Raw genomic sequence first — 18,837 nt, 5'->3', positions numbered from 1 at the left:
AGCTTCGACCCCTGCCTCCCCTGCGGCGTCCACATGTACCTCGGCAACGGCAAAACCCTCACCACCACCCACACCCCCACCTACGGAGCCGAACATGCCTGACACGGAGCAGGGCGCCCGGTCCGGCCGGCTCGCGGACCCGGACGTGGAGGCGCGGCTCGCCCGGCTCGACGAACTCCTCGCGGGGCTCGAGTCCGCTCCGGGGCCGACCGTGCGGTCCGCCCTGGAGGCGGTGTGGCTGCTGACCGAGGTCTACGGCGAGGCGCTGGGCCGCGTCCTCGACCGCGCGGACGGTGAACTGACGGCGCGTCTGGCCGAGGACGAGTTGGTGGGCCACCTGCTGGTCCTGCACGAGATCCACCCCGAGCCGGCCGAGCGCAGGGCGGCGCGCGCCGTCGAACGGCTGCGCCCGGCCGTGAGGGAGCGCGGCGGCGACGTCGAGTGGATGGGCCTGGAGGAACAGGTGGCCCGGGTGCGGGTGACCACGGGCGGCGGCGGATGCGGTTCCGGGTGCGGCGGCGCCACGGACGACGTGACCGGCGCTGTCCGTGCGGCCGTGCTCGCCGCCGCTCCGGAAGTGGCGGCGGTGGAGGCGGTGCCCGGCGCGTCCGAGCGGCGGACGGCTCCCGCGTTCGTCCCCCTGGAGACACTCGCGCGCCGGGGTGCGCCACGCTCGCAGGAGCCACGGTGACCGGGGACGGAGCGCTGGCCCGCCTCATCCGCTCCTCGGCCGGCCGGGCCTCCGCGGCACCGGGCGAGGTGTGCGATCTGTGCGCCGCGCCGGTGCCCGAGGACCACCGCCACCTCTACGACACCGCCGAGGCCGAGGTGCGGTGCGCCTGCGGCCCCTGTTCGGTGCTCTTCGCCGAGGACGGGTCGGGCGGCGGGCACTACCGGCTCGTCCCCCGGCGCCGGGTGCGGCTTCCGCACGTCGACACGGCGGCGCTAGGAGTGCCGGTCGGTCTGGTCTTCTTCGTGCCGCGCGCCGACGGCACGGTCACCGCGGAGGGCCCGAGCCCGGCGGGTGCCATGCGGTGGGAGGTGGACGCGGCGGCTTGGCGGCGGTTGACCACCCGGTTCCCCGAACTCGCCTCCATGGAGCCCGATGTGGAGGCGTTTCTCGTCAACACCGTCCAGGGTCTGGACCACCACTGGATCGTGCCCGTCGACGACTGCTTCCGGATGCTGGCCGTGGTCCGCCGCGAGTGGCGTGGCATGTCCGGCGGGGGCCGGGTGTGGCCCGCCGTGGAGCAGTTCTTCGCGGAGCTGACCGAACAGAACTGACCGAACAGAACTGACCGAACGGAACTGGCCGAACGGAACTGGCCGATCGGAGCTGACCGACGTGCACGAGTTGTCGATCGCGACCGCCATCGTGGAACAGGCCGACGAGGTCGCCCGGGCCGAGGGAACGGGCGCCGTCTCCGTGGTGACGGTGCGGGTGGGCGAGCTGGCCGGGGTCGTACCCGACGCGCTGAGCTTCGCCTTCGAGGTCGCCCGGGAGGGCACCGCCCTGGCCGGGGCCCGGCTCGTCGTCGAGCAGGTGACCGCGCACGCCTACTGCGTCCCGTGCGACACGGAGTTCCCGGTCGGGATGCCCCCGTTCTTCTGGTGCCCGCACTGCGATCGACCGTCGCGGGACCTGCGCACCGGGCGGGAGTTGGAGATCACCGCCATCGAGCCCGCGCCGTCGCCCGCGCCCTGACGGGCCGCCAGGGGGCCGGACGGCCCCGCCGGTGCACGACGCACCGGCGGGGCTGTCCGGCCCTACGGGTCAGCAGATGCGCGGCAGTTGCTCCCCCAGGGGCAGGTCGACGACCCGGGTTCCGCCGAGGCCGGTGGCGACGACCACCATGCCGGGATGGTCGGCGACGCACTCGCCGATGAGCACGGCTCCGCCGCCCTGCGGGTGGGCACGCATCGCCTCCAGGACGGCCTCCGCCTCGGTGGGCGGCACGAAGGCGACGAGCCGGCCCTCGTTGGCGACGTACAGCGGGTCGAGGCCGAGGAATCCGCAGGCGTTCGCGACCGCCTCGGGGACGGGGATGGCGCGTTCACGCAGCCGGACTCCGATGCCGGAGGCGCGGGCGATCTCGTTGAGGGAGGCACCGAGACCGCCCCGGGTGGGGTCGCGCAGCACGTGGATGTCCGGGGTGACGGCCAGCATGGCGGCGACCAGGTCCCCCAGGGGCGCCGTGTCGCTGGCGATCTCGACGCCGAACTCCAGGCCCTCCCGGACGCTCATGATCGCCACGCCGTGCAGGCCGATCGGGCCGCTGACGATGACGGCGTCGCCCGGCCGGGCGCGCTGCGGGCGGATGTCCACTCCCTCGGGGACGACACCGACCCCGGCCGTGGTGACGTACACGCCGTCGCCGTGTCCGGCCTCCACCACCTTGGTGTCGCCGGTGGCCACGGTGACTCCCGCGGCTTCGGCGGCCGCGCCCATGGCGCGCGCGATCCGGTCGACCACGGTCAGCTCCACGCCCTCCTCCAGCACGAAGGCGGCGGAGAGGTAGGAGGGCCGGGCGCCGCTCATCGCCAGGTCGTTGACGGTGCCGTTGACCGCCAGGTCGCCGAGGCTGCCGCCCGGGAAGAACAGCGGCCTGACGACGTAGGAGTCGGTGGAGAACGCCAGCCGGGCGCCACCGAGGTGGAGGACGGCGGAGTCGCCCATGGTGGCGAGGACGGGGTTGCCGTAGGCCGGGGCGAAGACGTCCTGGATCAGTTCGGCGGACAGGGCGCCGCCTCCGCCGTGGCCCATCACCACGACCGGCTGGTCGCCCAGGGGGGCGGGGCAGGTCCAGTTCGCCGGGTCGACGGGGGCGTCGGCCGCCGCGGAAGCCAGTTCAGCCAACGGGGTTCATCTCCTCCTGCGGGATGCGGGAGCCCTGCGGCGCCGGGGCGCCCGGTGAGGCCTGTCCGGTCATCCGGCGGTACAGGTAGTAGGCGGCGCAGGCGCCCTCACTGGAGACCATGGTGGCGCCGAGCGGGGTGCGCGGGGTGCAGGTGGTGCCGAACGCGGAGCACTCGGTGGGCTTGATCAGCCCCTGGAGGATCTCGCCCGCACGGCACACCGCGGGCTCCTCGGTGCGGATGCCCCCGACGTCGAAGCGGTGCTCGGCGTCGTAGGCGCGGTAGGCGTCGGAGAGCCGCCAGCCGCTGGCGGGGATGCGTCCGATGCCGCGCCAGGCCCGGTCGGCGACCTCGAAGACCTCCTCGAGCATGCTCAGGGCGGCCGGATTGCCCGCCTCGCGCACGGCGCGCGGGTAGGCGTTGTCCACCCGGTGCTCGCCGCGCTCGAGTTGGTGGACGGCCCGGCGGATGCCTTCGAGGATGTCGAGCGGTTCGAAGCCGGTGACCACGATCGGCACCCGGTGCCGCTCGGCCAGGTCCGGGTACTCGGCCGTGCCCATGACGCTGCACACGTGCCCGGCGGCGAGGAAGCCCTGCACCCGGCAGGCCGGGGCCGTCATGATCGCCTCGATGGCCGGTGGCACCCGGACGTGCGAGACCAGCAGGCTGAAGTTGTCCAGGCCCAGGCGACGGGCCTGGTGCACGGCCATGGCGTTGGCGGGAGCGGTCGTCTCGAAGCCGATGGCGAAGAACACCACCTGCCGGTCCGGGTGCTGCCGGGCGAGCCGGAGGGCGTCGAGCGGCGAGTACACCACCCGTACGTCCCCGCCCTCGCCCTTGACCCGGAACAGGTCCCGGTCGGTGCCCGGCACCCGCAGCATGTCGCCGAACGAGCAGAAGATCACGTCGGGGCGGGCGGCGATCGCCAGTGCCTTGTCGATGACTTCGAGGGGGGTCACGCACACCGGGCAGCCGGGGCCGTGGATCAGCTCGACCTCCTCGGGCAGCAGCTGGTCGATGCCGTGCCGGATGATCGAGTGGGTCTGGCCGCCGCAGACCTCCATCAGCGCCCACGGCCGGGTGACCGTCGCCCGGATCTCGTCCAGCAGCCGCCGGGCCAGTCCGGGGTCGTTGAACTCGTCGATGTACTTCATCAGGTCTCACTCCCGCTCTTCTCGCGTTCCTCGGCCCCGGGCGCCTGCGGGGCCGGGTCGCCGGCCTGCTCGGCCGCCTGCACCCAGGCGTCACCGAACTCCTCCTCCAGCAGCCCCAGTTGCTCGAACAGCTCCAGGGACGCACGGGCCGACTCCTCGTCCAGGCGCTGGAGGGCGAACCCGACGTGGACGATCACGTACTCCCCCACCCGCACATCGGGCAGGTACTCGAGGCACGCCTGTTTCTGCACCCCTCCGAAGTCGATCAGACCGGTGAGCGGATCGGCACGGTGGTCGATGGCCACGACTTTGCCGGGCACTGCCAAACACATGGGTCACTCCGTCTCGTCGCTGTCTGTCGTCCGCCGGCCCCGCGGCTCTCGCGCGGGCCCCGGCCCGGTCGGCTCATACGGCGGCTCCGGGCGCCGCCGGTGGTGCCGCTCGTGTGTCGCGACCACGAGCTGTCCGAGAGCCAGTCCTCCGTCGTTCGGGGGGACTTCGCCGTGGCGCAGGACGGTGAAGCCGTCCGCGGTGAGCAGCCCGGCGCACTCGTCCTCCAGCAAGCCGTTGGCGAAGACACCGCCGCTGAGGACGGCGGTGGTCAGGCCGGTGGCCGCGCGGGCGCGGTGGCAGATCTCCGCGACGGCCCGCGCGAGGCCCCGGTGGAAGCGGGCCGCGAGGACCGGCGGCGGGGTGCCGCGCCGCTGGTCGTCGAGGAGCGCCCGCAGCATGGGCGCCGGGTCGCAGCCGAGGGGGCCGGGTCCTTCGGTGATGGCGAAGGGGTACGCCGCGCTGTCGGCGTCCCGGGCCAGGGTCGCGGCCGCCTCCAGTTCCAGCGCGGCCTGTGCTTCGTATCCCGCGCGGTGGCACACGCCCGCGAGGGAGGACACGGCGTCGAAGAGCCGGCCCGTGCTGGAGGTCGGCACGCAGGCCAGGTCGCGCTCCAACTGCCGCCGGAGCAGCGACCGTTCGTCGGGTGCGCAGGCGACGACGCTGGGCAGGCGGGGGTCCCAGGGCAGTCCCGCGGCCCACAGCCGGGCCAGGGCGAGCCGGCAGGGGTTGGCCACACCCGCGTCGCCCCCGGGCAGCGGGGCGGGGGTCAGCCGGGCGAAGCGGCGGTGGCCGGTGTAGTCGGCGAGCAGGAACTCGCCGCCCCAGACGGTGCCGTCGTCGCCGTACCCGGTGCCGTCGAAGGCGACACCGATGACGGGCGTGGTGCCGTCGAGGCCGTGCTCGGCCATCGCCGAGGCGATGTGGGCGTGGTGGTGCTGGACGAGTACGGGCTCCGGCTGCGGGAGTCCGGCGGCGCGGCGGCGTGCCCAGCGGGCCGAGTGGTAGCCGGGGTGGCGGTCGGCGGCGACCAGGGCGGGCGTCACTCCGGTCAGGCGCAGCAGGTGCCGTTCCGCCCGCCGGGCGGCCTCCTGGGTGGCGAGGTCCCCCATGTCGCCGACGTGCGGCCCGAACCAGGCCTGCTCGCCGTCGCCGACGCACAGGACGTTCTTCAGGTCACCGCCCACGGCGAGCGCGGGGCGCACCGCGATCGGCAGGAGCAGCGGGCGGGGCGTGTAGCCGCGGGAGCGGCGCAGCACCTGTTCGGTGCCGTCGGGGCGTACCCGCAGAAGGGAGTCGTCGCAGGGGGAGGCGATGGGCCGGTCGTGGGCGAGCCAGGCGTCGGCGAGCCCGGCGAGCCGGGTCAGCGCCTCCTCGTCGTCGGTGACGATCGGTTCGCCGGAGCGGTTGCCGCTGGTCATCACCAGCACGCGCGGGCCGGGGGGATCGCCGGGCAGCCCGAACAGCAGGGTGTGCACGGGGGTGTAGGGCAGCATCACGCCGACGTGGGGGCTGCCCGGGCACACCTCGTCGGACAGGCGGAGCCCGTCCGGCCGTGCGCGCCGGCGCAGCAGGACGATGGGCCGCGCCGGGCTGGTGAGCGTGGCCCGTTCGCGGTCGGTGGGGTCGGCGATCCGCTCGACGGCGGCGAGGTCGGCGCACATCACGGCGAACGCCTTGCCGCCGCGTTCCTTGCGCGCCCGCAGGGTGGCGACCGCGTGGGTGTCGGCGGCGTCGCAGGCCAGGTGGTAGCCGCCGACGCCCTTGACGGCGACGATCCGTCCGGCGGCGAGCAGGGCCCGGGCCGCCGCAAGGGCGTCCGTGTCCCGGGCCGGGCGGTCCCCGCTGCCCGCTGCGGGGACCAGGCGCAGCCGGGGGCCGCAGTCGGGGCAGGCCACGGGCTGGGCGTGGAAGCGCCGGTCGGCGGGGTCGGTGTACTCCCGGGCGCAGGCGGGGCACATCGGGAAGCCGGCCATGGTCGTGACCGCGCGGTCGTACGGCATGGCGGTGGCGATGGTGAAGCGGGGGCCGCAGTGGGTGCAGGTGATGAACGGGTGCCGGTGGCGGCGGTCGCCCGGGGCGGCGAGTTCGCGCAGGCAGTCGGCGCAGGTCGCGGTGTCGGGCGGGAGGTGTGTGCGTCCCGGCGCGTGTTCGGTGGCGTGGATGGCGAACGGGCCGGTGGCGCCGGTGGCGGGAAGGTCCTCCAGACCGATGCCGGTGACGGCGGCCAGCGGGGGTGGTTGCCGGGCCAGCCGCTCGCAGAACCGGGTGACGTCGTCCGGGGGGCCCTCGATCTCGATCAGCACGCCGGCGGCGGTGTTGCTCACGAAGCCGGCCAGCGCCAGGTCGGCGGCGAGGCGGTGCACGTAGGGCCTGAAGCCCACGCCCTGCACGGTGCCGCGCACGGTGAGCCGGCGGCGCACCGAACCGGTGACGGGTGCGGTCATGAGGCGGGGGTGGTCGCCGGGTGCGGTTGCGTGTGGTGGTCGTGGGCCTGTTCACCGTCGGCGGCGTGGTCGTGGCCGTGGGGGTGCGGGGTGAGCGGGGGCCGGTGCTGCGGGGCTCCGTCGCGGGCTGCCAGCACCCGGTCCAGGACGGTGTCGACGCCGTCGCCGGTGCGCGCGCAGGTCCGTACGATCTCCACCCCGGGGTTGACCTGCCGCACATGGGTGCGGAAGGCGGTCTCGTCGAAGCCGGCGGCCTCGGCCAGGTCGGTCTTGGTGACCAGGACCAGGTGGGCGGAGCCGAACGCGGTGGGGTACTTCAGCGGCTTGTCCTCGCCCTCGGTCACCGCCATCAGGACGATGCGCAGGGTCTCGCCGAGGTCGTACGACGCGGGGCAGACGAGGTTGCCGACGTTCTCCACGAACAGCACCGCTGTGCCCTCGGGCAGCCAGCCCTCCAGCCGGGTGCGGACCTGCCGGGCCTCCAGGTGGCAGAGTCCGTCGGTGAGCACCTGCTGCACCGGGGCGCCGGAGCGGGCCAGCCGGCGGGCGTCGTTCTCGGTCGCCAGGTCCGCGGTCAGCGCGGCCACCGGCACGCCGCGTTCGACGGCGCGGGCCAGCACCCGGCCGAGGAGTTCGGTCTTGCCGCTGCCGGGGCTGGACAGCAGGTTGACGACGGCCACGCCCTGCCGGGCCAGGTCGCCGCGCAGGGTGGCGGCGAGATCGTCGTTCCTGGCGAGGACGGCCTGCTTGATGTCGACGGACCGGCACATGGCGCTGCTCCTCGGGGTCGGTTCAGGGGCGGGGGCGGGGAGGACGGGGGGAGGGTTGCGGGGCCCCTCACCGATCTTCGGCCTCTTCGGTGGCGAGGTGCGGGAGCGCAGCCGTGTGCGCGGGGGCGGATTCCTCCGTGCGGACCAACGGCGGGGTGGCCGCGGGGTCGGCGAGCAGCACCGGGACCATGGTGTGCAGGGCCTCGACGGCCGGGACGACGGCCTCCCGCACCGGGTCGCTGAGCCCGGCCATGATGTCCTCGTCGCCGCGGGGCCGCACCTGGGGCTCGCAGGCGAGCACGAGGACGCGCGGGAGGGGCCCGTCGCCCAGGTGCGCGGCCAGGGCCAGCACCTTGGCCGGGTCCATGCCGTGGGCCTCCGGCGGGGCCGCCGCGCCGGCCTCGGGGTCGGGGAGTTCCGCCTCGATCAGGGACAGGGTGCCGGGCCGGTGGCCGCGCGGCGCCGCGTCGACCAGGACGGCCGTGTCGTAGCCGTCCAGCAGTTCGTAGGCGAGGTCCAGGCCGCGGATGCCGAAGTCCCGCACCCGGACCCCGGCCGGCAGCGGGCGCGAGCCGAGGGCCTGGATCACCTCGGGGCCGAAGGCGTCGTCGGCGAGGAAGATGTTGCCGACGCCGGCGACCAGGAGCCGGGTGCCGGGCGGCGTCATCGGGTGCCTCCGGTGAGCGGGGCGCCGGTCGCGGACAGGGGGCGGGCGCAGGCGCCGGGCAGCTTGCGGACGAATGCCGAGCGCAGCGCGTGGTAGGGGGCGGCGGGGTCGAAGAAGATGTCGCGCATCCGGGCGAGTTCGGCGCGCCGGTGCTCGGCGAGCGGCCGTACCGCCTCGTCGCGGGCGCGGGCCGCCATCTTGGCGTCGATCCGCCGGCCGAGGTCGGGTGCGTCCGCGAGTCCGGCGGCCATGCGGTCGACCTCGGCGGTGAACTCCCCCGCGGGAACGGGCACGAGACGGTCCACCAGGCCGAGGCCGTGCGCGGTGGCGGCGCTCACCGGCAGGGCCTCGGTGGTCAGCCGTCCGGCCGTCCCGGTGCCGGTCCGGCGCGGCAGGGTGTACGTCCAGAACTCCGAGCCGTACAGGCCCATCCTGCGGTAGTGCGGGTTGAGTACGGCGCCGGTGCGGCACCACACCTCGTCGGCGGCGAGGGCGAGCATGACGCCGCCCGCGGCGGCGTTGCCGCCGAGCGCGGCGACGACCAGCCGGTCGGTGGTGTGCAGCACCGCCTCGACCAGGTCGTCCATGGCGTTGAGGTTGGCCCACGACTCGGCGGCCGGGTCGTCGGACGCCTCGATGACGTTCAGGTGGATGCCGTTGGAGAAGAAGTCGCGGGCGCCGCCGAGGACGAGTACCGGGGTGGAGCGGGTGAGGGCGTGGCGGTAGGCGGCGAGCAGTCTGCGGCAGTGGTCGGCGCTCATCGCGCCGCCGGGGAAGGAGAAGGTGACGAAGCCGACGTCGCCGCGCTGCCGGTAGCGGATGTCCGTCCAGGTGCGCCGCCCCGGGGGCAGTTCGAGCGGTACGGCCGCCTCGGGGAGACCGGTCGGGCCGAGGACCGAGGCGGCCGGGCGTTTGAAGGGGGCCGGGTCGCCGGAGTTCTTGCGCGGCCTGAGTTCCGGGATCCACACGGCGCCGTCCCGGGTGGCACGGCACACCGCTCCCGCCCGCGTGGCGAGCAGCTCTCCGGGGCGGCCGCGCAGTTGGTCCTCCGGGTGGCCGCCGTGCAGGAACAGTTCACGGCCGAGGAGTTCGTCGAGGACTCCGGGCTGCGAGTCGGCGCCTCTCAGCTTGTTCAGCACGGTCGCGGTGCTGTCGTGCTCCCAGTCGACGCGGCGCCGCTCCTGGCGCAGGAAGCCGCGCCAGACGACGTGGGTGGCGGGGTCGCTCTGCGGCAGCGGTTTGAAGGAGCCCTCGGCGTAGCGCCGTACGGCCAGGAGTACGGCGGCCACGGCGGCGTCGGAGACCTCGTTGCGGTACAGGTCGCTCTTGCCGACCGGCTCCGTGCGGAACGGCATGGCCGCCCAGATGTCGCCGGCGTCCATCGCCGCCTCGGCCTGGAGGACCGTCACGCCCCAGTCGGGCACCTGGTCGGCGATCGCACGGTCCAGCGCGGAGGGGCCCCGGTCGCCCGGTGGGCCGGGGTGCACGATGAGGCAGGTGTGCTCCCGCCACACGTCGTCGGGCAGCGCGGTCTTGAGCATCGGCGCGATGACGAGTTCCGGCTTCGTCTCGGCGACGGCGGCGCGGACGGCGTCGGGGCCGGGCCTGGCGAGCACGACGTCGACGTGGTGGCCGTGGTCCGCCAGTTCGGCGTAGACGCGCTGCGACAGGCTGTTGAACGCGCTGACGACGAGCAGAATGTCCATGACGCGGCATGGTGGCCGGTTCACGGGGCTCCGGGAAGGAACCCGGCGGGGCGTTCGTCCGTCTGCGTCAGACCCCGTCCGCCGTCCGCGTCAGATCTCCTCCTCCATCCGGATCGCGGGGCACCGGTCCTCCTCGACGGCGCGGTCACGGACTCAGCGGCCGACAGCGCCCCGGCGGACAGGCGCCCGGCGCGCCACTTCACCACTTTCCGTTCGCCTGGTGTAACAGTCTGCGCATGATCTGTCAGCAGAACATCGACAGGGCCCCCGGTCGCCGCCTTCGCCGCCGCGCGCTGCGCGGGACCCTGCTGGCCGCGGCGACCACCGCGGCACTGGCCGGCGGACCCCAGGCGACGGCACTCCCGGCCGCCGGTCCGGGTCCCGACTGGGACGCCATCGCCGCGTGCGAGTCCAGCGGCAACTGGAAGGCGAACACCGGCAACGGGTACTACGGCGGGCTCCAGTTCCGCCAGTCCAGCTGGAAAGCCGCGGGAGGGCTGAAGTACGCGCGCCGAGCGGACCTGGCTTCGCGCAGACAGCAGATCAGGGTGGCCGGGCGACTGGCCGTCCTCCAGGGGATGTCGGCGTGGGGCTGCTCCTGACGGCGCCTCGGCCGTCCAAGTATCGCTCCCGGCCCCCGGTTGAGCCGACGGGCGGTCAGCAGAGCACGGAGAGCGCACCGGGCAGCACGCGGGCCGTGACGGGAAGGACCGCCCCGACCTCGCCGTCGGCGCCGTAGGGCACCTCGCGGTCGGCGGCGACACGGATCCGTCTGCCCCGCAGGATCCGCACCTCGGGGCGCTCGACGTGCGCGCCCGACTTCAGCTCGTTCATCAGCGCGAAGAAGAGCCGGCGCGGCGCCTCGCGGATCATCACCACGTCGAGCAGGCCGTCGTCGACGCGGGCGCCGGGCGCGATCATGCGACCGGAGCCGTAGTAGGCGGAGTTGGCGGCCACCACGGTGTAGCCGCGGTGGATGTGCTCCTCGCCGTCGACGGTGACGTGATAGGTCGCCGCCCGCCAAGTGGCCACGGCGCGCAGCCCGCCCGCGTAGTAGGAGGCGGCGCCGCGCAGCAGCCGGGAGTTGTTCGCGTGCCGGTTGGCGAGCGCGTCGACGCCCGCGTACACGCTGCCGAGGACGACACTGCGCGGGTGCGCGGCCGACTCCACCTCGATGGTGTCGACGCGGCGCGGGGCACTGTGCAGCAGGATCCGGGCCAACTCCGCCGGATCGGCGGGTAGTTCCAGTGCGCGGGCGAAGTCGTTGCCGCGGCCCGCCGGGACCAGGCCCAGGAGTGCGCCGCTGCCGCTCAGGGCTCCGCCGATACCGCCCGCGATGCCGTCGCCGCCCACGGCGAGCACGACGCGGTCGCGCTCCCCGGCCAGGCGGGCGAGGTCCTGGGCGTGGGCGAGACTACGGCTGTACTCGGTCTCCACTCCGGCGCCGGCCTCCCTGAGCAGCCTGGCCACCCGCAGCAGCGCCGCGGCCCCGGCGGATCCGCCCGCGGTGGGGTTGACGATGGCGGTGAACTGTCGCATCGGTGGGGCCTCCGGGACGGAAAGGGGGGCGGTCGCGGGCGGTACGGGCCGGGGGCGGCCGAGGGGCAGCCGGGGTCAGTCGAGGGGCAGCAGAACGCCGGGGTTCAGCAGTCCGTCGGGGTCCAGTCGGCGTTTGACGGCCCGCAGGGCCTCGATGGCGAGCGGCCCGGCCTCCCGGACGTACCCGTCCCGGTGGTCGGTGCCCACCCCGTGATGGTGGCTGATGGTGCCGCCCGCGGCGAGGATGGCCTCGTTCGCGGCCCGCTTGGCGGGCGCCCAGTGCGCCACCGGATCCTCGCCCTGGGCGCTGACCACGGTGAAGTACAGCGAGGCGCCGTTCTCGTAGACGTGCGAGATGTGGCACATCACCAGGGGCGGGGTGCCCGACTCGGTGAGCGTGGCGGTCAGCGCCCCGCGGACGGAGGCGTACAGCCCGGGGATCCGGGACCAGAACGCGGCGGTCTCCAGCGTCTCGGCGAACGCGCCGGCGTCCAGGAGGGAGTCGCGCAGGTAGGGCGCCGAGTAGCGGCCGTGCGCCCAGCGCTCCCCCGGCTCCTCGCCCAGGTGGGTGCCGCCGCACTCGCGCAGCACGGCCGCGGCACGTCGCCTGCGGTGGGCGGTGTCCTCCGCGGTGCCCTCGTAGCCCGCGATCGCCTGGCAGCCGGTGCCCTGCCGGACGTCCAGGGCTCCAATGGCGTCGGGCTGGGCGAGGCCGATCAGGGTCTCGGTCTCGTCGGACAGACGCAGCACGGTCGGGCGCGGCCCGTCCTGGGCGAGCCGTCGCAGGGCGGCGGCGCCCTCCTCGAAGGAGGCGAAGCGCCAGCCCTCGTACACACGGGTCTGCGGGAGGGGGCACAGGCGCACGGTCACCGCGGTGATGACACCGAACGCGCCCTCGGAGCCGAGGACGAGCTGGCGCAGGTCGGGTCCGGCCGCCGAGCGCGGGGCGCGGCCCGCCTCGACGGTGCCCTCGGGGGTGGCGAGGGTGAGGCCGAGCACCATGTCGTCGAAGCGGCCGTATCCGGCCGAGGCCTGGCCGCTGGAGCGGGCGGCGGCGAACCCGCCGAGGGTGGCCCACTCGTAGGACTGGGGGAAGTGGCCGAGGGTGAAGCCGTGTTCGGCCAGCAGCGCCTCCGCGTCCGGGGCGCGCAGGCCCGTTTGCAGGGTGGCGGTGCGGGAGACCGGGTCCAGGGCGAGCAGCCGGTTCATACGGCGCAGGTCCAGGGCGACGAAGGGGCGGCGGCGCTCGGGGGCGAGACCGCCGACGACGGAGGTGCCGCCGCCGAACGGAACGAGGGCCAGGCCGTGGGCGGCGCAGGCGCGCAGCACGGCGAGTACGTCGTCGTGGTCCGCGGGGAGCACCACGGCCGCCGGGACGTCGGTGACGTCGCCGTCCCTGATGCGCAGCAGGTCCGGGGTGGACTTGCCGCGGGTGTGGCGGATCCGGGACTCGGCGTCGGTGCGGACGTGCGCCTCGTCGCCCACGGCCTCGCCCAGGGCGCGGAGCGCGTCCGCGGTCAGCGGCGAGGCGGGGACGCGGATCTCCTCCAGGGCGACCGGACCGGCCTCGCGAGACTTGACGCCGAGCACGTCGCGCAGGAGTCCGGTCACCGGCTCGGGCAGCGGTGTGGCCCTGGCCGGGTCGCCCCAGCCGCTCCACAGCATGTCCATGGGGTGTTCCTCACCGGTCGTGTCGAAGGAGGGGTGCGGTGTTCCGAGTTGCCGTGTGGGTGCCGTGTTCCGCGGTGCGCCGTGACGCGACCGCAGGCGTTACACTGTGACACATGACGCCTATTCGTCACAACGGTTCGGACCGGCCGGACCACTCGGACGGTGATCCCGTACTCGACGCCGTGCGCGACTGCGTCCTGGCCGTCGGCGTCCGGCGTACGACCCTGACGGACGTGGCCCGCCGCGCGGGCGTGTCCCGGATGACGCTCTACCGCCGCTGGCCCGATGTGCGGTCCCTCGTCGGCGACCTGATGACGCGGGAGTGGATCGCCGTGGCCGTCGGGGCGATGCCGGAGCGCAGGCCCGGGACGAACGCGCGCGCGCTGATCGTCGACGGGCTCGTGGCCGGGGTGAGGGCGTTCCGCGCCCACCCGCTCTTCCTCAAGATCGTCGACGTGGACCCCGAACTGCTCCTCCCCTATGTGCTGGACCGCCGGGGAGCCAGCCAGGAGGCCCTGCTCTCCCTGCTCGCCGGACACCTGCGCGAGGGCCACGCCGACGGGTCGGTGCGCGCCGGTCACACCGAGCGGCAGGCTCGGTCCCTGCTGCTGGTCGTGCAGTCCTTCACGCTGTCGCTGCGCACCATGACCGAGGAGGACGAGCCCGAACTGGACGGCGAGGCCTTCCTCGCGGAACTGCGGACCATCCTGGAGAGGACCCTGACGCCATGAGCTTCGGCAACGACCCGGCCGTCCCCGCGCAGACGGCTCCGGGCACCTCGCTCACCGCCGCCCGCCGCGCCCGCGAACTGGCCCGGACCGTCGGCGGTCCGGCCGTGGACGTCCTGGTCGTAGGTCTCGGCGCGACCGGCGCCGGGGCCGCCCTGGACGCCGCGGCGCGCGGATTGAGCGTCGCCGCGATCGACGCCCACGACCTGGCCTTCGGCACCTCCCGCTGGAGTTCGAAACTCGTCCACGGCGGACTGCGCTACCTCGCCTCCGCCCAGTTCGACGTCGCCCACGAGAGCGCGGTCGAACGCGGCGTGCTGATGGAACGCACCGCTCCCCATCTGGTCGCCGCCCAGCCGTTCGTCCTGCCCCTCACGCCGCTGGTCTCGCGCGGCCAGGCCGCCCTGGCCTGGGCCGGCTTCCGCGCGGGCGACGGACTGCGGCTGGCGGCGCGCACCGCCCGTGCCACCCTGCCGGTGCCGCGCAGGCTGTCCGCCGTGGAGACCCGCCATCTCGCACCCGCCGTGCGCGGCACCCGGCTGCGCGGCGGTCTGCTGTCCTGGGACGGGCGGCTCACCGACGACGCCCGCCTGGTGACCGCGATCGCCCGTACGGCGGCGGCTCGCGGCGCCCGCGTCCTGACCCGGGTCCGGGCCCTGGAACTCACCGGTTCCGGCGCCCGGGTGCGTGACGAACTGACCGGCGAGGAGGGCGAGATCCGGGCCCGCGCCGTGATCAACGCCTCCGGAGTGTGGGCGGGCGGCCTGGTGGACGGCATCCGGATCCGGCCCTCCCGCGGCACCCACCTCGTGCTGCGCTCCGGCCTGCTCGGTCCCCTGCCGGCCGGGCTGCACATCCCGGTCCCCGGGGAGACCAACCGCTTCGTCCTGGTCCTGCCGCAGGACGACGGCCGGGTCTACGCCGGGCTCACAGACGAGCCCGTCGAGGGCGGCGTCCCGGACGTGCCGGAGGTCCCCGAGTCCGACGTCGGCTTCCTGCTCGACGTGCTGGCCTCCGCCCTCGACGTGCCGATACGCCGCGACGACGTGGCCGGCGCCTTCGCGGGCCTGCGTCCCCTGCTGGACACCACGCCGACGACCGGATCCGCCCCGGCGCCCCGGACCTCGGACATCTCCCGCAGGCACGCGGTGCTCACCTCGCCGGACGGTGTGGTCACCGTGGTGGGCGGCAAGCTCACCACCTACCGGCGCATGGCCGAGGACGCCGTCGACACCGCCGTCGCCGCGCACGGACTCGGCGCGGGGCCCTCCCCCACGGCCGCCCTCCCCCTCGTCGGCGCCGCGTCACCGCGGATCCTCGCCGCGCTCCGCGCCCCGCACCGCCTGGTCCGGCGCTACGGCACGGAGGCGCCGGCCGTCCATGCCCTGGGCACCCGGGACCCACGCCTGCGCGCACCCGTGCTGGAGGGCCACCCCGTCACCCGCGCCGAACTCCTGTGGGCCGTACGCCAGGAGGGTGCCCTCGACGAGTCCGACCTCCTGGACCGCCGCACCCGGATCGGCCTCGTACCGTCCGACCGCACGACAGCACTGGAAGCCGCGCGCGAGGTGCTGGGCGAGACACTGGGCTCCCGGTGAACCGGCGGTCGACGCGGGACGCCCGTTGAACGGGCCGCGGCCGTCACCGCCTGGCGCGCCTGCGCCTCGCACAGCGCGGAGGCCAGCGCGCCGCCGGACGCCGGGTACGCGCTGGTCAGCCAATGGGTGGTCGCCGCGATGAGCGGGGAGAGATCTTCGTGCACTGCCGGACCGTTCGAGCCGTTCACGAGCAAAAGGGACTACGTGAAACGGTAGTCCGCGCCCCAGGCCGAGCAGTATGAACCAGGCCGCCTCCGGGGCGTGGCCTCCGCCACCATCGCATGCGGCGAGGAGTGGCGGTACCCGCCGGGAGGCGGCCCGGAGGCCGTACGTACGTGTACCGGCCAAGACCCCGGCGGGTAAGCGTTCCCGGACGCGGTGGGCACTCAGGAGGGAGATGACCTCCTCCAGCGTGGCGGGGCCGCGGCGCAAAGGATCACGCCGGGCGCCCCGGCCGCGGACCCGGGCGAGGCCACTCAAGGCCTCCGGGCCGCAACCGGTTACAGTGACGCGCCGGCGAGGAGGGGAGAGAGCGGTGCGGGGTCGGGCGGGGACGGCACGGCGGGGTTCGACCATGGTGGTGGCGCTGCTGCTGAGCGCGGCGCTGACGGCGTGTTCGGGGACCTCGCGGGAAGGCGCTTCCACCGGGCGACCGGCGGAGGCGACGGACGCGACAGGCACGTCGGTCCGCAGCGGGGGCACGATCGGGGCCCGAGGCTCGGTGTGCGAGCTTCCCGTCACCTTCGACATCGCCGAGGACTGGAAGGCCGGGGCGGTGGATCCGGCGGCGGCGGGCGACTCCCCCGCCGGCGAGGAGGTCGCGGACGCGCTGCTGCGCCAGGGCCCGGTGACCACCGTGTGCGAGGTCGACGCCAAGCCCGCGGGGAACATCGGTTTCCTCCGCGTGTTCACCGGTCCCCCGGGCGCGGGGGACGCGAGAACGGTACTGCGGGCCTTCGTGGCCGCCGAGGAGGACGTGAGCGAGGAGACGTACCGCTCGTTCACGACGGGCGGGCTCGAAGGCGTCGAAGTCGAGTACGCGCGGACGAGCGAGCTGCTGGACGAGCCGAAGAAAGAACGCGCCCTGGCCGTCGGCACCGCCCAGGGCCCCGTGGTCCTGCACCTCGGCGGCATGGACACCGAGGAACACGAGCAGATGCTCCCCGCCTACGAACTCGCCAGGAGGACCCTGCGCAACGCCTGAGCGGCTTCCGGAGGGGGCCCGTACTCTGGGGGCCGTGCACATCTGTTTCGTCTGCAGCGGGAACATCTGCCGGTCGCCGTCCGCGGCGCTCGTGTTCGCCGAGCGATTGCGCCGGGCGGGGTTCACGGACGAGGTCCGGGTCAGCAGCGCCGGCATCGGCCCGTGGCACGCCGGGGAGGCCATCGACGAGCGGGCCGGTGAGGTACTGGCCCGGAAGGGCTACCCGGTCCGGCACGTCGCCGCCCAGGTCGGCGCCGAGCACCTGGACGCCGACCTGCTGCTGGCCATGGACCGCGGTCACGAGAAGGCGCTGCGCCGGCTCGTCGACGACCCGTCCCGGGTGCGGCTGCTGCGCTCCTTCGACCCGGACGCGACCGGGGACCTGGACGTACCCGACCCGTACTACGGCGGCCCGGAGGGGTTCGAGCAGGCGCTGGCCATGATCGAGGCCGCGACCCCGGGCCTGCTCGACTGGGTGCGCGAGCGCCTGCCCGCGTGACCGGCCGTCCGCCGCCCGGCTCCGGCTCCGGCTCCGGCTCCGGCTCCGGCTCCGGCTCCGGCTCCGGCTCCGGCTCCGGCTCCGGCTCCGGCTCCGGCGAGGATCCCGCCGCCGCGGCCGCCCGGCTGACCGGGCGTGCGGCGACCGGTCGCAGCCCGTCGGCGGCGAACCCCACCGAGGTGACCCTCGACGACGGCGCGGTGGTCGTGGTCAAGCGCGATGAGGATCCGGAGGCGGTGCTCGCCGAGGCCGCGGGGCTGCGCTGGCTCGCCGAGGCGGGCGCGGTGCGGGTCCCCGCCGTGCACGGCCACGACCGCCACTGGCTGGTCACCGACCGGGTTCCAGCCGGCCGGCCCACTCCAGGGGCGGCGGCGCGGTTCGGCCGTGACCTGGCCGCCCTGCACGCCGCCGGGGCGCCCGCGTTCGGTGCCGCTCCGCCCGGCGGGCCGCGGGAGGCGTACATCGGGCTCGCGCCGATGCGCAACGTTCCCGGCGCCGACTGGCCGGGCTGGTACGCCGAGCACCGGGTGCTCCCCTATCTGCGCCGCGCGGTCGACGACGGCACCCTGCGCCCCGCCGAGGCGGCCGTGATCGAACGCGTACGGGAACGGCTGCCCGAACTGGCCGGTCCCGCCGAACCGCCCGCGCGACTCCACGGCGACCTGTGGAACGGCAACGTGCTGTGGGGCGCGGACGACGAGGTCTGGCTGATCGACCCGGCCGCGCACGGCGGGCACCGGGAGACCGACCTGGCGATGCTGCAGCTGTTCGGCTGCCCGCACCTGGACCGCGTCCTGGACGGATACCAGCAGGTCGCGCCGCTCGCCGACGGCTGGGCCAGCCGCGTCGGGCTGCACCAGCTCTTCCCGCTGCTGGTGCACACGGTGCTCTTCGGACGCGGGTACGCCGAACAGGCGGTCGCCGCGGCCCGCGGCGCCGGCGGGTGACCCTACCGTTCGCCCTCCACCAGCCGGGCGAGGTTGTCCAGAGCCATGCGCGTCCCCAGCTCGTTGTCCGCGCGCGGCACCTCGTCGGGGATGCCCTCGTGCACGATCACGACCTCCGTCCCGCCGTCCACCTCGGCCAGTGACGTGGTCATCGTCATCGTGCCGTGCAGGGCGTCCTCGTCGGTCTCGAACGCGAGCACCTCGACCACCAGCCGATCGGGTACGAGCCGGGCGAAGTGCCCGCGGTAGGTGTCCGTGCGGGCACCGGACTTGCCCCGGGCGCCCGGCTCGTCGTACGAGAGGGACACCCGGAACGTGCCGCCCTCACGGGCGTCGAACGCGTGGACATGAGCGGTCATGCCGTCGGGGACGCGCCATCCCGCCACCGCGTCCGGGTCGGTGAGGGCCCGGTAGACGGCGGCGGGAGACGCCTGCACCCGCCGTGAGACCCGTGTGGCATACATGGCAGCAACGTACACACGCGGCACCCGGATCCGGGACCGACCGGACGAGAGAGGGCGGGAACGGACGGGACCGGACAGGAACGGACCGGCAAGGCCGGTGCCTCACGATTGTCCCGGTTTTGTCACCAAGTGGCCCTGGAGTCACAGGTGTTGCTCCCGCACTTTTCCCGCGTGCTAAGAAATACGGCGTCACAGTGGCGCGGAGCGTCCCACGGGGACGCCGCACGCCATGTCGGTCCGGTCCGTGAGGGCCGTAG

Annotated in this window: 19 protein-coding genes; 9 read left to right on the top strand and 10 right to left on the bottom strand. The window is 74.8% G+C overall.

The annotated features are described in order from the left end of the window. The first annotated feature begins 94 nt into the window (after positions 1 to 94). From ACIQMV_RS23350 to hypA, 3 genes are all read left to right on the top strand, one after another. Positions 95 to 691 (top strand): NifU family protein, encoded by a 597-nt coding sequence (locus ACIQMV_RS23350; RefSeq protein WP_402595195.1) that lies wholly within the window; start codon positions 95 to 97, stop codon positions 689 to 691. Beyond that, positions 688 to 1,284, top strand: a complete 597-nt coding sequence (locus ACIQMV_RS23345; protein ID WP_141355313.1) for a DUF5947 family protein — start codon at positions 688 to 690, stop codon at positions 1,282 to 1,284. Before ACIQMV_RS23350 ends, ACIQMV_RS23345 begins: the two co-directional genes overlap by 4 nt. Before the next feature lie 61 nt (positions 1,285 to 1,345). Next, positions 1,346 to 1,705, top strand: coding sequence for a hydrogenase maturation nickel metallochaperone HypA (gene hypA / locus ACIQMV_RS23340; RefSeq protein ID WP_402595192.1), 360 nt, complete (start codon positions 1,346 to 1,348; stop codon positions 1,703 to 1,705). Between the two features lie 69 nt (positions 1,706 to 1,774). On the opposite strand, the gene hypE is transcribed toward hypA, so the two are convergent. From hypE to ACIQMV_RS23305, 7 genes are all read right to left on the bottom strand, one after another. Next, on the bottom strand, positions 1,775 to 2,764 hold the full coding sequence (gene hypE, locus ACIQMV_RS23335) for a hydrogenase expression/formation protein HypE (protein ID WP_402595222.1): 990 nt from the start codon (positions 2,762 to 2,764) through the stop codon (positions 1,775 to 1,777). Positions 2,765 to 2,849: 85 nt separating this feature from the next. After that, entirely contained in the window at positions 2,850 to 4,010 is a 1,161-nt protein-coding gene (gene hypD / locus ACIQMV_RS23330; protein WP_402595191.1) for a hydrogenase formation protein HypD, read from the bottom strand. Further along, positions 4,010 to 4,342, bottom strand: coding sequence for a HypC/HybG/HupF family hydrogenase formation chaperone (locus ACIQMV_RS23325; RefSeq protein WP_402595189.1), 333 nt, complete (start codon positions 4,340 to 4,342; stop codon positions 4,010 to 4,012). Before ACIQMV_RS23325 ends, hypD begins: the two co-directional genes overlap by 1 nt. 3 nt (positions 4,343 to 4,345) lie before the next feature. After that, positions 4,346 to 6,787, bottom strand: a complete 2,442-nt coding sequence (gene hypF / locus ACIQMV_RS23320; RefSeq protein WP_402595187.1) for a carbamoyltransferase HypF — start codon at positions 6,785 to 6,787, stop codon at positions 4,346 to 4,348. Further along, positions 6,784 to 7,557 (bottom strand): hydrogenase nickel incorporation protein HypB, encoded by a 774-nt coding sequence (gene hypB, locus ACIQMV_RS23315; RefSeq protein WP_402595186.1) that lies wholly within the window; start codon positions 7,555 to 7,557, stop codon positions 6,784 to 6,786. Before hypB ends, hypF begins: the two co-directional genes overlap by 4 nt. A gap of 67 nt (positions 7,558 to 7,624) precedes the next feature. Beyond that, positions 7,625 to 8,224 carry a hydrogenase maturation protease gene (locus ACIQMV_RS23310; RefSeq protein WP_402595184.1) on the bottom strand — a complete coding sequence of 200 codons (600 nt, stop codon included), beginning with the start codon at positions 8,222 to 8,224 and terminating at the stop codon, positions 7,625 to 7,627. After that, positions 8,221 to 9,930 (bottom strand): enoyl-CoA hydratase-related protein, encoded by a 1,710-nt coding sequence (locus tag ACIQMV_RS23305; protein WP_402595183.1) that lies wholly within the window; start codon positions 9,928 to 9,930, stop codon positions 8,221 to 8,223. The genes ACIQMV_RS23310 and ACIQMV_RS23305 overlap by 4 nt, the downstream gene beginning before the upstream one ends. 236 nt (positions 9,931 to 10,166) lie before the next feature. On the opposite strand from ACIQMV_RS23305, the gene ACIQMV_RS23300 reads away from it, so the two are divergent. Further along, positions 10,167 to 10,532 carry a transglycosylase family protein gene (locus ACIQMV_RS23300; protein WP_141355331.1) on the top strand — a complete coding sequence of 122 codons (366 nt, stop codon included), beginning with the start codon at positions 10,167 to 10,169 and terminating at the stop codon, positions 10,530 to 10,532. A 55-nt stretch (positions 10,533 to 10,587) separates the two neighbouring features. Here the strand turns inward: ACIQMV_RS23300 and ACIQMV_RS23295 are convergent, their stop codons facing one another. Then, a complete protein-coding gene (locus ACIQMV_RS23295) occupies positions 10,588 to 11,469 on the bottom strand; it encodes a diacylglycerol kinase family protein (RefSeq protein WP_402595180.1) in 882 nt (293 codons plus the stop codon). A 75-nt stretch (positions 11,470 to 11,544) separates the two neighbouring features. Continuing rightward, entirely contained in the window at positions 11,545 to 13,140 is a 1,596-nt protein-coding gene (locus ACIQMV_RS23290) for an FAD-binding oxidoreductase (RefSeq protein WP_402595179.1), read from the bottom strand. 113 nt (positions 13,141 to 13,253) lie between these two features. Here ACIQMV_RS23290 and ACIQMV_RS23285 point away from each other — a divergent pair, with 113 nt between their 5' ends. The 5 genes from ACIQMV_RS23285 (at position 13,254) to ACIQMV_RS23265 (ending at position 18,116) form a co-directional block, all read left to right on the top strand. Next, a complete protein-coding gene (locus tag ACIQMV_RS23285) occupies positions 13,254 to 13,871 on the top strand; it encodes a TetR/AcrR family transcriptional regulator (protein ID WP_402595177.1) in 618 nt (205 codons plus the stop codon). Then, on the top strand, positions 13,868 to 15,466 hold the full coding sequence (locus tag ACIQMV_RS23280; RefSeq protein WP_402595175.1) for a glycerol-3-phosphate dehydrogenase/oxidase: 1,599 nt from the start codon (positions 13,868 to 13,870) through the stop codon (positions 15,464 to 15,466). Before ACIQMV_RS23285 ends, ACIQMV_RS23280 begins: the two co-directional genes overlap by 4 nt. A gap of 574 nt (positions 15,467 to 16,040) precedes the next feature. Then, a complete protein-coding gene (locus tag ACIQMV_RS23275) occupies positions 16,041 to 16,670 on the top strand; it encodes a lipoprotein (protein WP_402595173.1) in 630 nt (209 codons plus the stop codon). Between the two features lie 34 nt (positions 16,671 to 16,704). After that, on the top strand, positions 16,705 to 17,169 hold the full coding sequence (locus ACIQMV_RS23270; RefSeq protein ID WP_402595171.1) for a low molecular weight protein-tyrosine-phosphatase: 465 nt from the start codon (positions 16,705 to 16,707) through the stop codon (positions 17,167 to 17,169). 125 nt (positions 17,170 to 17,294) lie between these two features. Then, positions 17,295 to 18,116, top strand: a complete 822-nt coding sequence (locus ACIQMV_RS23265) for a fructosamine kinase family protein (protein ID WP_402595220.1) — start codon at positions 17,295 to 17,297, stop codon at positions 18,114 to 18,116. 2 nt (positions 18,117 to 18,118) lie between these two features. Here ACIQMV_RS23265 and ACIQMV_RS23260 read toward each other — a convergent pair whose 3' ends face one another. Continuing rightward, positions 18,119 to 18,580, bottom strand: a complete 462-nt coding sequence (locus tag ACIQMV_RS23260) for an SRPBCC family protein (RefSeq protein WP_402595170.1) — start codon at positions 18,578 to 18,580, stop codon at positions 18,119 to 18,121. Positions 18,581 to 18,837: the final 257 nt, after the last annotated feature.

Source organism: Streptomyces sp. NPDC091412, from assembly GCF_044756885.1.
GTDB lineage: Bacteria > Actinomycetota > Actinomycetes > Streptomycetales > Streptomycetaceae > Streptomyces.
The sequence above is the reverse complement of the archived record's forward strand: the minus strand, read 5'-3'. Positions and strand labels throughout refer to the sequence as shown.